The sequence below is a fragment of the Kribbella sp. NPDC049227 genome, assembly GCF_043197265.1.
In the GTDB taxonomy this organism is placed as follows: domain Bacteria; phylum Actinomycetota; class Actinomycetes; order Propionibacteriales; family Kribbellaceae; genus Kribbella.
Genome location: NZ_JBICST010000002.1, coordinates 931,140 through 945,293, shown reverse-complemented (window position 1 = coordinate 945,293; position 14,154 = coordinate 931,140). Strand labels below are relative to the sequence as shown.

Annotated in this window: 11 protein-coding genes; 8 read left to right on the top strand and 3 right to left on the bottom strand. The window is 69.0% G+C overall.

Translation table 11 applies throughout. The features are described from left to right. Positions 1-25 precede the first annotated feature (25 nt). Positions 26-1,237 carry an acyl-CoA dehydrogenase family protein gene (locus tag ACGFH6_RS11250; protein ID WP_393382603.1) on the top strand — a complete coding sequence of 404 codons (1,212 nt, stop codon included), beginning with the start codon at positions 26-28 and terminating at the stop codon, positions 1,235-1,237. Then, on the top strand, positions 1,234-2,010 hold the full coding sequence (locus ACGFH6_RS11245; RefSeq protein ID WP_393382601.1) for an enoyl-CoA hydratase/isomerase family protein: 777 nt from the start codon (positions 1,234-1,236) through the stop codon (positions 2,008-2,010). Before ACGFH6_RS11250 ends, ACGFH6_RS11245 begins: the two co-directional genes overlap by 4 nt. Here the strand turns inward: ACGFH6_RS11245 and ACGFH6_RS11240 are convergent. Next, positions 2,000-4,057 carry a HelD family protein gene (locus ACGFH6_RS11240; RefSeq protein ID WP_393382599.1) on the bottom strand — a complete coding sequence of 686 codons (2,058 nt, stop codon included), beginning with the start codon at positions 4,055-4,057 and terminating at the stop codon, positions 2,000-2,002. The two genes, ACGFH6_RS11245 and ACGFH6_RS11240, sit on opposite strands and share 11 nt — an antisense overlap. A 313-nt stretch (positions 4,058-4,370) precedes the next feature. Between ACGFH6_RS11240 and ACGFH6_RS11235 the strand changes: the two genes are divergently transcribed. From ACGFH6_RS11235 to ACGFH6_RS11210, 6 genes are all read left to right on the top strand, one after another. Further along, positions 4,371-5,303, top strand: coding sequence for an ABC transporter ATP-binding protein (locus ACGFH6_RS11235; protein WP_393382597.1), 933 nt, complete (start codon positions 4,371-4,373; stop codon positions 5,301-5,303). Beyond that, a complete protein-coding gene (locus ACGFH6_RS11230) occupies positions 5,300-6,655 on the top strand; it encodes an ABC transporter permease (RefSeq protein ID WP_393382596.1) in 1,356 nt (451 codons plus the stop codon). Before ACGFH6_RS11235 ends, ACGFH6_RS11230 begins: the two co-directional genes overlap by 4 nt. Positions 6,656-6,661: 6 nt before the next feature. Next, entirely contained in the window at positions 6,662-9,427 is a 2,766-nt protein-coding gene (locus ACGFH6_RS11225; protein ID WP_393382595.1) for a bifunctional YncE family protein/alkaline phosphatase family protein, read from the top strand. Positions 9,428-9,630: 203 nt separating this feature from the next. Then, the gene (locus tag ACGFH6_RS11220; protein WP_393382593.1) at positions 9,631-9,822 is read left to right on the top strand and encodes a hypothetical protein; all 192 of its coding nucleotides are present in this window, start codon (positions 9,631-9,633) and stop codon (positions 9,820-9,822) included. Then, a complete protein-coding gene (locus ACGFH6_RS11215) occupies positions 9,819-10,751 on the top strand; it encodes an ABC transporter ATP-binding protein (RefSeq protein ID WP_393382591.1) in 933 nt (310 codons plus the stop codon). The genes ACGFH6_RS11220 and ACGFH6_RS11215 overlap by 4 nt, the downstream gene beginning before the upstream one ends. After that, the gene (locus ACGFH6_RS11210; RefSeq protein WP_393382589.1) at positions 10,726-12,333 is read left to right on the top strand and encodes a tannase/feruloyl esterase family alpha/beta hydrolase; all 1,608 of its coding nucleotides are present in this window, start codon (positions 10,726-10,728) and stop codon (positions 12,331-12,333) included. The genes ACGFH6_RS11215 and ACGFH6_RS11210 overlap by 26 nt, the downstream gene beginning before the upstream one ends. On the opposite strand, the gene ACGFH6_RS11205 is transcribed toward ACGFH6_RS11210, so the two are convergent. Both ACGFH6_RS11205 and ACGFH6_RS11200 read right to left on the bottom strand, forming a co-directional pair. Continuing rightward, positions 12,327-12,980, bottom strand: a complete 654-nt coding sequence (locus ACGFH6_RS11205; RefSeq protein ID WP_393382587.1) for a response regulator — start codon at positions 12,978-12,980, stop codon at positions 12,327-12,329. The two genes, ACGFH6_RS11210 and ACGFH6_RS11205, sit on opposite strands and share 7 nt — an antisense overlap. Continuing rightward, positions 12,977-14,113 (bottom strand): sensor histidine kinase, encoded by a 1,137-nt coding sequence (locus ACGFH6_RS11200; RefSeq protein ID WP_393382585.1) that lies wholly within the window; start codon positions 14,111-14,113, stop codon positions 12,977-12,979. The genes ACGFH6_RS11205 and ACGFH6_RS11200 overlap by 4 nt, the downstream gene beginning before the upstream one ends. Between the last annotated feature and the right edge of the window lie 41 nt (positions 14,114-14,154).

Sequence of the window (14,154 nt, the reverse complement as noted above, 5' to 3'; positions counted from 1 at the left end):
ATCGCATCGGAGGAGGAGATCACAGATGATCGCGGAGGCGTCGCCCCGGGCGCGGGAGCTGACCGAACGGATGACAGTGTTCATGCGCGACCACGTGCTGCCGGCCGAGCCGAAGTACGACGCGTATCGGGCCGCTGCCGGTGCGGGCGACCACAGTGTCCCTCCGGTGGTCGAGGAGCTGAAGCTGCGGGCGCAGGAACTCGGACTGTGGAACCTGTTCCTGCCGGCCGAGTCGGGCCTGACCCAGCTCGAGTACGCGCCGATCGCCGAGCTGTCCGGCTGGAGCAGCGATCTGGCGCCGGAGGCGATCAACTGCCAGGCACCGGACACCGGCAACATGGAACTGCTGCACCTGCTCGGCACGCCGGAGCAACGCCGCGAGTGGCTGGAGCCCTTGCTCGCGGGCCGCATCCGGTCGGCGTTCGCCATGACCGAACCCGACGTGGCCAGCAGCGACGCCACCAACATCGGCACCCGGATCGAACGGGACCGCGACCACTACGTCATCACCGGGCGGAAGTGGTGGATCACCGGCGCGGCCGATCCGCGCTGCGCTGTCCTGATCCTGATGGGCAAAACCGATCCCACGGCGCCCGCGCACCGCCAGCAGACGATGGTCATCGTGCCGATGGACGCCGCAGGCCTGACGGTGGAGCGCGATCTGTCGATCTTCGGCCGGCACGATCAGCACGGGCACGTCGAGCTCCGGCTCGACGGTGTCCGGGTGCCGGTCACCAATGTGCTGGGTGAGGAGGGCGGTGGATTCGCCGCGGCCCAAGCGCGGCTAGGTCCCGGCCGGATCCATCACTGCCTGCGTGCGCTCGGCGCGGCGGAGCGCGCTCTGGCGATGCTCACCGATCGCGCGCAGAGACGGGTGGCGTTCGGTGCGCCGCTCGCGGCGCAAGGCATGCTGCAAGAGCAGGTTGCCGAGTCACGACTGCAGATCGAGCAGGCCAGGCTGCTCTGTCACCAGGCCTGCCAGGTCATCGACACCGCCGGCAACAAGGCCGCACGGCACCTGGTCTCCATGGCCAAGGTCGCCGTTCCGCGCGCGGCGACGGCGGTCATCGACCGGGCCATCCAGGTGCACGGCGGTGCCGGACTCTGTGACTCGACTCCGCTCGCGGCCATGTATGGCTGGCATCGGGCGATGCGCCTGTTCGACGGCCCGGACGAAGTGCACCTGCAATCGCTGGCCAAGGCGGAGTTGGCGCGTACGCCGGTGCTGCCGGTATGACGATCCGCTATCGCAGCAGCCGCGGGGCGGCGTACATCACGCTGTCCCGGCCGGATCGGCGCAATGCGCTCGACCTCGACACCCTGCAGGAACTCGGTAGCGCACTCCGCCAGGCCCGGGTCGACGATGTCCGCGTCGTGGTGCTCGCGGCCGACGGCGATGCGTTCAGCGTCGGCGGCGACCTGCTCGCGATCTCCGCCGCGGACGATCGCGAGCAGTACGTCGAGGACCTGGCCGAGACCCTGCATCGGGCGATCAGCGAACTGCACAATCTCAACGCGATCGTTGTCTCGGTCGTGGCCGGGGTCACCGCCGGTGCCGGTGTCGCCCTGGCGGCCGCGGCGGACGTCGTACTGGCCGCGGACTCGGCCCGGTTCTCGATCGCCTACACCAAGGTCGGGCTGTCCCCCGACGGAGGCACCAGCCTCCTCACTGCATCGCTCGGACTGCACCGAGCCCTGTACCTCACACTCCTCAACCCACTCCTCACGGCTGAGGAAGCGAAGGCCGCCGGCCTCGTCGCGGAGGTCCATCCGGACAACGACCTCGCGGCAGCCGTAGACCGCGTCGTCGACGTACTGCTGACCGGCTCGCGATCCGCTCAGGTGGTGGCCAAGCGCCTGCTCCGCATGACCGCCACCCCCGCCCCCGCGGAAGCCATGCGCCGCGAGGCACTGACGATCCGCGCCGCGGTCAGCACGCCCGACGCCAAGGAAGGAATCGAAGCCTTCCTCGACAAGCGCGGCCCGGCCTTCCCCAGCGCTACTGACTGAAGGCGGCCGGCAGCGGCTCGGTGTGGATGATGTGAAGGCGGCTGACGGCTCGGGTCAGAACGACGTACAGGCGGTGGAGGCCGCGCGGTTCGGCTGCGACGATGCGGGCCGGCTCGGCGACCACGACCGCGTCGAACTCGAGCCCCTTCGCGAGGGACGCCGGCACGCAGACCAGGCGCGTCGCGTCCATCTCCTCCTCGCCCGCGCCGAGAAGTGCGGGCTCGAGACCCGCCGCGACAAGCGCGTCCATCAGCTCCGAGACCTGGTCATCGGCCGCGATCAGAGCGACCGAACCTTCGCCGCCGAGGTCGGCCTTGCACGCGTCGACGAGCTTGTCCACGAAGGAGCGCTCGTCGGCCTCGATGACGCTGAGCGCATCCTCGACGGTCCGGACACCGGTCGGTACGCCGAGCGTGGGCGCGATGTCCGGCAGCAACTTCGCGGCGAAGTCGATGATCTGGGCCGGGACCCGGAAGCCCCGATCGAGCTCGGCCACCACGGCGTCGGACTTCTCGAGGTGACCGAGGACGCGATCCCAGGAGCCCGCAGCCCACGCGGTCGTCGCCTGGGCGAGGTCGCCGAGGACGGTGGCCGAGCCGGTGCGGCAGCGCCGGCCGAGTGCGCGCAGCTGCATGGCCGACAGGTCCTGTGCCTCGTCCAGGACGAGGTGGCCGAGTGAGCCGCTGCTGCGTTCGATCGCGTCCTCGAGCTCGTCGAGCAACACGGTGTCGGCGGCCGACCACTTCGCGGACTTCCAGGACCGCGCAGGCTTGGTCCACAGCAGCGCGGCCTGTTCGTCCGCGGTGAGCGCGTCGCCGGCGGCCTGCGCGAGGAAGTCGGCATTGGAGAACAGTCTGTGCAGCACCTGCTCGGGAAACACTCGCGGCCAGACCGCGTCCTGCACCTCGCGCACGGGCTTCGAGCGGGCGACGGCATTCTGCACGCGGTCGTCCGGCGACTCCGCGCGCTCCTCCATCCGGACCAGGACGACGTGCGCGATCCGCTGGGCGAGAGCATTGCGGCCCGGCGCGTACCGCGTCGACTCACGCAGTGACGACACGATCTCCCTGACCTCGTCCTCGTGCACGCGGTAGCGCCGGGATCCCTTGCTGTACAGGACTCCGGCGGTCGGCGTACCGACGTACGACCACAACGCGCGGTGCAGCACGGCGGCCATCCGGGCATCGCCCTTGACCCGCGCGGCCTCCGGTTCGTCGACCGCCACGGCGGCCTGGCTGATCCATTCCTCGATGGTCGTCTGCCGTACGTCGACCTCGCCGAGCGCGGGCAGGACCTTGCGGATGTAGGAGAGGAACGAGCGGTTCGGCCCGACGATCACGACGCCGCCGCGGCTGAGCCGTTCCCGTTCGGTGTAGAGAAGATAGGCCACCCGGTGCAGGCCGACGGCGGTCTTGCCTGTGCCGGGCGCACCCTGCACACAAACGGACGGATGCAGCGGCGCGCGGACCAGGTCGTCCTGCTCCGGCTGGATGGTGGCCACGATGTCGCGCATCGGCCCGGTACGCGGGCGCTCGATCTCGGCGCGCAGGAACGCGTCGGCCTGGTCGGCCACGACGGTCCCGATCAACGGCTCGTCCTCGAAACCGGTCAACTCGGCATGGTCGGAGAAGCCGTACCGGCGCCGCAGCAGGACTCGCTGCCGGTCGCTGCGGGTGGCCCGGTAGAACGGCACCGACACCGGCGCGCGCCAGTCGATGACGAGCGGTGCACCACTCCCGTCGTGCACATGCCGGCGGCCGATGTAGATCCGGTCGAGCTCCTCGATCGCGCCGGCCTCGTAGTCCAGCCGCCCGAAGAACAGCGGCACGTCGGGCAGGTCGATCAGCGCCCGGGTCCGCTGCTCGTACGCGCGCTGGTTCGCCTCGTTGGTGAAGCGCTCGTCGTTGTCCTCACCCCCGATCACCGGGATCTCGCGTCCGAAGACGTCGCCGTACATGCGGGCCAGCGCGGCGCGCGCCTCGGTCAGGAAGGCCCGTTCGGCCTCGAGTTCATCGGTACCGGCAGGGCTGGGTGCGGAATCGACCATCGAAAGGAGCCTCGACTCGTGTTGGCAGACGGACGAACGACGGACTGGCGGCGATCCACAGGGTCCCGCCCCGGAGAGCCATCCGGTTCGATTCGATCCTTCACGCAGTGCAGAGAAGCCACCCGAAAAGACAGGCCGAGGACGTTACCAGCGCCCCCGACGCGCCGCTACCGAATTACCTGGCCCCGGTCGGCTACTACATTGGACACCGATGGATATCGGTCGCCGCCCGTTCTCTGGCCGTTAACCTCCAGACCCCCGTGGGCGTCGTCTGCATTTCCTAAGTTCCTTGAGGTTATGAAGGAAGGGATGCATGGACGCACTCATCGCGGTCCGGGCTCGCGGGATCACCAAGGCGTTCGGTGAGGTCGTCGCCCTCGACGGCATCGACCTGGACGTCGCGCAAGGACAGATCCACGGCCTCGTCGGGCCGAACGGCGCCGGCAAAACGACACTGCTCGGTCTCCTGCTCGGCCTGGCCGTCGCCGACAGCGGCAGCCTCGAGATCCTGGGTACGCCGGTCGGCCGCGCACTGGCCGCACCTGAGGGCGTGGCCGGCTTCGTCGACGGGCCCGGCCTCTACCCATCGCTGACCGCCCGGCAGAATCTCGCCGCCTTGGCCGATCTCCGCGGCGGTACCGAGACGGCCGGAATCGACGCCGTCCTCGCCGAGGTCGGCCTCACCGATGTCGCCGACGACCGGACCCGTGGCTTCTCCCTCGGCATGCGGCAGCGACTCGGACTCGCCGCCGCTCTGCTGACCAAGCCGCGGCTGATCGTGCTCGACGAGCCGTCCAACGGCCTCGACCCGGCAGGCAAGAGGCACGTCCACGGTGTCCTCAACCGGCTGGCGGCCGAGGGAACGACCGTCGTGCTGTCGAGTCACCGCATGGACGATGTCGAGGCCCTGTGTTCCGAGGTGACCATTCTCAACACCGGACGGATCGTCTTCACCGGACCGCTGAGCAAGCTCGCGGCCGAGAACGGTGAACTCAACTATCGCCTGGTCACTTCCGATGCAGAGGCAGCCCGCAAGGTGGCAGGCGACACCGACGGGATCACCGTCGACGAGGCTGTGTCCCCGAACGACGACCTCTTCGTGGTCCGTGGACTGGTGCCAGCGCTCGACGACCTCGTCGTACAGCTGGTGCAGGCCGGCATCGCGGTACGCGAGTTCGCACCCGTCGTGTCGCCCCTCGAGGCAGCGTTCCTCGCCCTCACCGAGCAGCAGGAGGCCGGCCAGTGACCGCGACCGTCGCCGACGCCAGTCCGGCCGTCGCCCATCCCGTCTCGGTGGCCCGCGGCTACCGGTTCGAACTGGTCAAGCTGACCTCGCAGTGGCGGATCCGCCTGATCGTCGTCGCCTGCTGGATCGCACCCGCGCTGTTCGTCGCCGCGGTCAGCCAGCAGACCTCACTGCCGGTCGACACCCTCTTCGGCCGCTGGATGCACGCGACCGGGTGGGCCGGACCGCTCGTGATCCTGGGCTTCTCCGGGAACTGGGCGCTCCCGCTGCTGACCTCGCTGGTCGCCGGAGACGTGTTCGCCTCCGAGGATCGGCTGGGGACCTGGCGTCACCTGCTCGTGGCGGTCCGTTCGCCGCAACGGATCTTCGTGGCGAAGGCACTGGCCAGCCTGACGGTCATCATGCTGCTGATGGCCGGGCTGGCTGTGTCCAGCGCGGTCGGCGGGCTGATCGCGGTCGGCAACCAGCCGCTGGTCGGCCTCGACGGTCACCTGTTGTCGTCGGGCAATGCCGCCGGGAACGTACTGCTCGCCTGGGTCTGTGCGATCGCCCCGACCCTGGCTCTCGCCGCGATCGGCCTGCTCGGATCCGTCGCACTGGGTCGGTCTCCGATGGGTCTGCTGCTGCCCGCGCTCGTCGCGCTGGCCATGCAGTTGGCGCAGATGCTGCCGTTGCCGGTCGCCGTACGCCTGGCTCTGCCCGGATACGCCTTCACGGCCTGGAAGGGTCTGTTCACCAGCCCGGGTCAACTCGTGCCGTTGCTGATCGGCGTGCTCGTCAGCCTGGTCTGGGCGGCCACCGCGACTGTGCTTGCGTACCTGCTCTTCCTGCGGCGCGACTTCACCAACCTGAGCTCGGACGGCTCGGGCCGGCGCGCGATCACCGTCGGCCTGGTGCCGCTCGCCGGTCTGCTCGCCGTCACCATCGCGATCCTCGCCGCGGTGACGGCATCGGCGACGGCCGGCATCCAGCAGGCCAAGGTCGAGGCCGGCGTGTCGACCGCGTTCGCCCACCTCTACCGGGTGCAGACCAAGGAGCTCAATCGTCCCGACGTCACCGAAGCGCAGCTGCAGGCTTCGACGGCGTGCACGAAGGGCGACGGCAAGGTCGACCCGGTGGGCCCCGGCAACGACTGGCGTTGCGTCGTCTCGTGGCATCTGCCCGACGTCGCGGCGACCGGGCAAGCCATCTACCAACTGGACATCACCGCAGATGGGCGCTTCATGGCCGACGGCGACGGACCGAAGGAAGTCAACGGCTTCTTCCTGGTCCGGACTCCGATCGGCGACGCACCCAACCCCCTATGGCAGTTCGACGGCAACGTCGACCTGCTACCCACCCCGAAGGGATAACCCAAGATGCAGGTAACACGCCTCCGCCGGCGTGTCGAGAAGAAGCCTTCGGGCCTTCTCGGTCGACGCATCGGCCGCCGGGTACCACTCGTCACGGCAGGCGCCACCGTTGTCGCCGTCCTCGCCGCCGGTACCGGCTCGGCACAGACCACGCAGTTCGGTACCTCACACGTCGGCGACACCACCGACAAGGGTCTGGTCATCTCCAGCGACCAATACCTCAAGCCGATCGGCGATCGTCTCCTCCTTCAGCCCGGCAAGATCATGTCCTCCTCGGTCAGCCCCGACGGCACCCACGTCGCGGCCTCGATCACCGACGGCGGTATGGCGCTGGCGATCGTGAACCTGAAGGACTGGAAGGTGCAGCAGCTGATCGGCAACAACGCCGCGGCGAATCTGCGCATCCCGGGCAACGACATCGGCCAGGAAGGCCCGACGTACTCCCCCGACGGCTCGCAGCTGTGGCTCGGGCAGACCGACGGCTACCGCAGGTTCACGGTGAACCCGGACGGCAGCCTCGCGAACCCGACGTTCGTGTCGATCCCGGCCGACGGACCCAAGCACGCGCTGGTCGGCGAGGCCGTGTTCTCGTCCGACGGTTCGATCGTGTACTCCGCGGTCAACGGCCAGAACCGCGTCGTCGCGATCAACGCGGGGACCGGCGACATCGTCCAGAGCTGGTCGGTGGGCATCGCCCCGCGTGACCTGATCATGGTCGGCGACAAGCTGTACGTCAGCAACGAGGGCGGCCGGACGGCACGACCGGGCGAGACCACGATCAACTCGTACAACACCCCGGTGCCGGCGAACCCGGTCACCGCCGCCACCACGACCGGCACGGTCAGCGTCATCAACCTGGCGAAGCCGGCCGCGGCCGTGACGAGCATCAACGTCGGCCTGCACCCGACCGCCCTGTACGCCAAGGGCAAGGCGCTGTTCGTCACCAACACCCAGACCAACGACGTGTCGATCATCGACACCGGCAAGGGCAAGGTCGTCCAGACCATCGCCACCCAGCCGTGGCCGGAGGCCTCAGTGGGCTACGAGCCCGACGGAGTGACGCTCACCGACGACGGTCACCTGCTGGTGACGCTCGGCCGCGCCAACGCGGTCGCCGTCTACAAGTACACGACTCCGCTGGAGCCGGTCAGCTACGTCGGTCTGCTGCCGACGGACTACTTCCCGGCGGAGATCGCCACGGTCGGCGACGACGTACTGGTCTCCAACACGCGGGGTATCGACGCCCGCCGTACGACGACTGCCGCCGGGCACGGCACCCACGACACCACGTCGAGCCTGCAGCGGTTCAAGCTGCCGACCGACAACGTGATCCGCGCCGGCACGGCCACGGTCTTCCAGCAGAACGGCTGGACCAAGGGCTCGGTCCAGGTGGCCAACGGCAAGGGCGAGGCCGCCAAGAAGAAGCCGGTGCCGGTCCCGCAGCGGCTGGGCGAGCCGTCGACGATCAAGCACGTCTTCCTGCTGGTGAAGGAGAACCGGACCTACGACCAGGTTCTCGGTGACATGCCGGAGGGCGACGGCGACCCGGCGCTGGCGCAGTTCGGTGAGAACGTGACGCCGAACCAGCACGCGCTGGCTCAGCAGTTCGGGCTCTACGACAACACCTACGACATCGGCACGAACTCGGCCGAGGGTCACAACTGGCTGATGCAGGCGGACAACCCGGAGTACACCGAGTCCTCGGCCGGCGAGTACCTGCGCAGCTACGACACCGAGGACGACGCGCTCGGCCACCAGCAGACCGGCTTCATCTGGAGCGGTGCGCAGGCGGTCGGCAAGACCGTTCGCGACTTCGGTGAGTTCCAGCAGTTCCTGACCAAGCCGGCCGGCGCCAGCTGGCAGAACCTGTACTGCGACACCAAGAACATGATCGCCACCGGGCAGGACACGAAGTACCCGCTGGTCTCGTCCTCGCCGATCCCGTCGCTGAACGACGTGTCGGTGCACGGCTTCCCGAAGTTCGACACCAGCGTCCCCGACATCTACCGGGAGCAGATCTGGAAGCAGGACTTCGAGAAGAACGGGCCGGCGAACCTGAACATGTTCTGGCTGTCCAGCGACCACACCGGCGGTCCGGCCAACGCCGCCGCCCAGGTCGCGGACAACGACCTCGCGGTCGGCAAGATCGTCGAGACGATCTCGCACAGCAAGTACTGGAAGGACTCGGCGATCTTCGTCGTCGAGGACGACTCGCAGGCCGGTCTGGACCACGTCGACGGCCACCGGGCGCCGATCCAGATCATCAGCCCGTGGGCCCAGCACGGCAAGGTCGACAACCACTACTACTCGCAGATCACGATGATCCGCACCATCGAGCAGATCCTCGGGATCCACCCGATGAACCAGAAGGACAGCGCGGCCACCCCGATGCGGGACGCGTTCACCCAGCGCCCCGACAACACGCCGTTCACCGCGCTGCCGAACCGGACCTCGCTGACCGGCGGTCTGAGCACCCCGCCATCCTGCGGCCTGGACACCCCGGCGGCGCAGAACCCGCTCGCGGCGCCCGCGCCGAAGGCGACGGTGCCGGCGGACATGCAGGAGATGGTGGCCAAGTGGAACGACTGGAAGTCGCAGCAGCGGCTCACCGGCCCGGATGCCAAGGCCGACTTCGCGAACCCGGCGCAGATGGACCACTTCACGTGGTACCAGGCGCACGACTGGGCCACGCCGTACCCCGGTGAGGACAAGATCGTCGCACCGCAGGACGTGCCGGGCTCGTACATCCCGGCCCCGGACTCCGACGGCTGAGATAACACGTAGTACGTAGGACCCGAGGCCCCTGGCCGGCATCACGCCGGTCAGGGGCTTCTGCGTTCCCTACCAGGGGTGGATGGATCTCCAACCTCCGATCGAGGCGGCAGCGGCCCGGACTTCAACAGTCACGCCGATGACCGGGCACCGCCGGTTCGCAGACGCTGGTTCCGGCAAGCACTCAAGGCAAGGGACTGGACATGCTTCGACTCCTGGGATTCAACCCGTACCTGCGCGCGCTGACAGGCATCGGACTGCTGGTGTTCGGGATCGTCACGCACCGGCCGCTGCTGATCGCCGTCGGCGCCGGTGTCGGCATCTGGAGCGTGGCGAACGTCGTCATGGATGCCAAGGGCAACGGTCAGCGCGACCGTCCCGGGCGGGATCGATGACCGGCGTCGTCTCCGTTCGCGACCTGACCAAGCGGTACGGCGACTTCGCCGCCGTCGACGGCATCAGCTTCGAGATCGACGAGGGCGAACTGGTCGCCGTACTCGGACCGAACGGCGCCGGCAAGACCACGACGCTCGAGATCCTGGAGGGATTCGCCGAGCCGACATCGGGTCAGGTGCGGGTCCTCGGTGAGGATCCGCTGCACGGCGGCCGCGCCTGGCGTGCGCAGGTCGGCCTCGTCCTCCAGTCGACCAGCCTCGAGACCGAGCCGACTGTCGTGGATCTGCTGCGCGTCTTCGGACGTCTCTACCCGAACCCGCGGCCTGTCGCCGAAGTACTGGAGTTGATCGACCTCGCCGACGACGCGAGGACGCGAGTCGGCACGTTGTCCGGTGGACAGCAGCGTCGGGTCGATCTCGGGCTCGCGATCATCGGGAATCCCGACGTACTGTTCCTCGACGAGCCCACCACCGGCCTCGACCCGGAAGCGCGACGACGATGCTGGGCCAGCGTGGAACGGCTGAACGACGCGGGTACGACGATCCTGCTGACCACGCACTACCTCGACGAGGCCGACCATCTCGCGGATCGAGTGATGGTGCTCTCCGCTGGGCGCCTGGTGGCCGACACCACACCCGCAGCCATGCGAGCGAGCGATGGCCGGAGTGTCGTTCGTTTCCCATTGCCGGTCGGAGCTCCCAATCTCCCGCCGTCTCTGGCCGTCCATGTCACCGATCGCGTGCTGAGTCTCCACACGGATCGGATCGAGCCCGTACTCGCGGACCTCCTCGCGTGGGCCCAACACCACCGGCTCGAACTGACTGCACTCGAGGTCGGTCCACCCAGCCTCGAAGAGGCCTACCTGTCCATCACCCGCACGCCCGCCGACTCGGAGCCCCACCATGCCCTCTTCACAAGCCGCGTCTGACGCGAGTGCGCGGTTGCCACCGGTCCTGCCGCTCCTGCTGGGCCAGGTCGCCCACCAGATCCGCTTGCTCCTTCGCACTCCCCGAGCGATGAGCACCGGTCTCGTTCTCCCGATCCTGCTGCTACTGCTGAACTCCTCGGACGGCCGGGTCGCGCCGTCCCGGCTCGCGGGCTGCGCGGTTCTCGGTACGACGATGATCGCCTGGACGACCCACGGGATCGGGCTGGTGGCGGCCCGGGAGTCCGGTGTGATGAAGCGCTGGCGTGCGACACCGCTGCCCGCCTGGTGCTATCTCAGTGGTCAGATCGTCGCGTCGGTGCTCGTCGCGGTGCTCGCCGGTGCGGTCGCCGTACTCGCCGGTGTGGCGTTCTTCGGCACGGACCTGGACATCTGGCGTGCGCTGTCGATGCTTGCCGCGATATTCCTCGGGGCGCTCGCGTGTGCCTCCGCGGCGACTGCTGTCACGGGCTTCATCTCGACAGTGGCCAGTGCGTTCCCGATCCTCGGCCTGACCTATCTGCCGGTGGTGCTGTTCTCCGGCACGGTCGGCGATCCGGTGAAGGCGTCATGGGTTTCCACCATCGCGTCGTACCTGCCGGTGCGCCCGATCATTGACGCCGCGGGTCACGCGCTCACCGGCGCAGGGCTTCCGGTGCGGGACGTCCTCGTGCTGTGTGGCTGGACTGTCGCGGGGTTGCTGGTGTCGCTGGCCGTCTTCCGCTGGGAGCCGACGCGGACCCGCCAGCGTCGGCCCGCTCGGGCGCGGATGGTGGTCGCGGCGGGGCTCGCTGTCGTGTGCGTCCTGCCGCTGACCACGACACGTGCCGGCGCTGACCCCGTGGCAGATCATTGCGGCCTCGTTGCCAACGTCAACGAGTGCCGTTTCGACCCACGCACCCTGATCGGCCGGTCGACGCCGTGCGGCGTGATCACGGCCACCGATGCGAAGGTGATCGCAGAGATCCTGCAAGGTCCCCGGACCTCGGGCGGCCGATCGCTCTGGTACGGGCTGGAGCCCGGCAGCGACTTCACCTACCTCGCCGGCAACCCGCTCTACATCGCCGTCGGCTGGTACAAGTACTGGCTCGCGCAGGATCCGGACTTCGACTGGACGACGATGACGACGGGCGAGTACGCACGGCTCTACCTGCAAGGAGAGCGGGAGTTCAGGGAGGTCCAGAGCGACGACCCGGATCTCGCGCCGTACCGGAACGCCGGAGGCAAGTTGCTGCTGTGGACCGGCTTGGCGGACCCGTTGATTCCACCGCAGGGCACCATCCGGTACTACGACTCGGTCGTGCAGACGATGGGTGGCCAGAGCCGGACGGAGTCGTTCGCGAGGCTGTTCCTCGCGCCGGGCGTCGGTCACTGCGGCGGGCCGGCCGGCACAGTCGGGCCAGCCCCGACGGACCCGCTCAGCGCGGTCGTCAGCTGGGTCGAGAACGGCGTCGCACCGGACACCATCAAGGCCTCGAAGGACCACCAGACCAGACCGCTGTGTGCCTACCCAAAGGTTGCCCGGTACCTCGGCCACGGCAGTACCGACGATGCAGCCAGCTTCTACTGCGCCTCGGGCTACTGATGCCGGAGGAGACCGTGTTGGTACGCGTAGCTGACGGCACGGGCACGATCCCGGGCGCCGATCTTGGCGAGGAGGTGGTTGACGTGACTCTTCACCGTCGCCTCCGTCACCACCAGCCGGGCCGCGATCTCGGCGTTCGACAGACCTTCGGCGATGAGCGTCAGTACTTCGGTCTCGCGCCGGGTCAGCACGTCGTCGGACGCCGCCGTGGGCTTCGGCGTACCGGGGTCCGCCGCGATCGCCGCGACCAGGTGGTGCTGCACGGCCGGGTCGATCGCGGCCTGGTCGTCCAGCACCCGGTGCAGCGCCTCGTGGATCTCGGCCGACCTCGCGTCCTTCGTCAGGTAACCACGCGCTCCCGCCCGGAGTGCGGCGAGCACCGACTCGTCATCGGCGTACGTCGTCAGCGCGATGACCTTCACCTCCGGGTGGAGCTCACGCAACCGCCGAGTCGCCTCGACCCCGTCGCACCGCGGCATCCGCAGATCCATCAGTACGACGTCGGGCTTCAGCTCACCGACCAGGCGCACCGCCTCCTCGCCCCCGGAGGCGGTGCCGACGACCTCGACATCGGGGAGCAGCCCGAGCACCAGTGCCAGTCCCTCCCGGACCACGCGCTGGTCGTCGACGCTCAGGACGCGGATCATGCCGGCACCTCCAGTTCCACCCGGAACCCCGTCCGGGTCGGGCCCGCGTCGAGTTGCCCGCCGAGCAGTTCGGCCCGTTCACGCATACCGGTCAGGCCATAACCGGAACAGCCCGCTGTGGTTGCCGGATCGCCGAAGTCCTCGACGATCAGCCTCGCGAGGCCGTCCTCGTAGGTGAGCTTCACGGTGACGCACTGTTGTCGCGTGGCGTGCTTCGCGATGTTCGTCAGGGACTCCTGCGCGACCCGGTAGACGGCGAGGCGGGCGTCCGCGTCGAGCGAGTGCTCATCGCCGGTGACGGTCAGTTCGCACCGGATGCCGGTGTCGTGCTCGAACCGCGCGGTCAACGCCGGCAGCTCCCCCGGCCCCGGCAGCACCTGGTCGTCGCGGAGCATGCCGATGGCGTGCCGGGCCTCGTCGAGTCCCGAGCCGGCGAGATGCCGCGCCCGATCGATCACGCCGGCGAGGCGGTCGTCGCCGGCTGCCAGCACGGTCGCACCCTCGAGCTGGAGCACCAACGCGGACAGCGAGTGCGCGAGCACATCGTGCATCTCGCGGGCCAGTCGCTGGCGCTCCGCGAGTGCGGCGGCGCGAGCCTGCGCGTCGCGGGTCCGTTCCAGCTCGAGCAGCAGCCGTTCGGCCTCTTCGTTGGTCTCGCTCAGTCGCTCGGCCAGACGCATCACGGCGTAGAAGCTCGCCATCGCGATGCTGGTCAACAACGCCGGCAACGGTGACCGGTCACCTCCGACGAGCAGAAGGATCAGCCCCGCACCGACGACCGCGGTGCCAGGGACCGGCGCAAGCCTGCGTCCGATCAGCGCCACGGCGACGAATACCCCAAGCACTCCCGGACCAGACGGCTGGAGCCGCAGCAGTACGACGCTTGCCACGAACAGGTCCGCGATCGACAGCCATCGCGCCCAGGCCGGCCCACTCCGAGCGGCGAAGGTTCCGAACGCCCCGGCGGCGAACGCCGCGATCGCGACCGAGATGACCAGCCCTTCGCCGTGCCGGCCCGGACCAGGCGTGGACTGGCTCAGCACGATGATCTGCAGACCGATGATGAGTGGACCCACCAGGCGCAGCCACCGCCAGGTCGTCTCGTGATGTGCCCGGGCGTGACGCAGCGCCACCACCGCAGGCAAACTTCTGGCTCCGGCGATCACCGAACGAC

Excerpts from the sequence above, each read along its gene's own strand:
- ACGFH6_RS11205 (WP_393382587.1), bottom strand. The coding sequence starts at position 12,980 with ATGATCCGCGTCCTGAGCGTCGACGACCAGCGCGTGGTCCGGGAGGGA.
- ACGFH6_RS11225 (WP_393382595.1), top strand. The coding sequence starts at position 6,662 with ATGCAGGTAACACGCCTCCGCCGGCGTGTCGAGAAGAAGCCTTCGGGC.
- ACGFH6_RS11215 (WP_393382591.1), top strand. The coding sequence starts at position 9,819 with ATGACCGGCGTCGTCTCCGTTCGCGACCTGACCAAGCGGTACGGCGAC.
- ACGFH6_RS11245 (WP_393382601.1), top strand. The coding sequence starts at position 1,234 with ATGACGATCCGCTATCGCAGCAGCCGCGGGGCGGCGTACATCACGCTG.
- ACGFH6_RS11240 (WP_393382599.1), bottom strand. The coding sequence starts at position 4,057 with ATGGTCGATTCCGCACCCAGCCCTGCCGGTACCGATGAACTCGAGGCC.
- ACGFH6_RS11250 (WP_393382603.1), top strand. The coding sequence starts at position 26 with ATGATCGCGGAGGCGTCGCCCCGGGCGCGGGAGCTGACCGAACGGATG.
- ACGFH6_RS11220 (WP_393382593.1), top strand. The coding sequence starts at position 9,631 with ATGCTTCGACTCCTGGGATTCAACCCGTACCTGCGCGCGCTGACAGGC.
- ACGFH6_RS11210 (WP_393382589.1), top strand. The coding sequence starts at position 10,726 with ATGCCCTCTTCACAAGCCGCGTCTGACGCGAGTGCGCGGTTGCCACCG.
- ACGFH6_RS11235 (WP_393382597.1), top strand. The coding sequence starts at position 4,371 with ATGGACGCACTCATCGCGGTCCGGGCTCGCGGGATCACCAAGGCGTTC.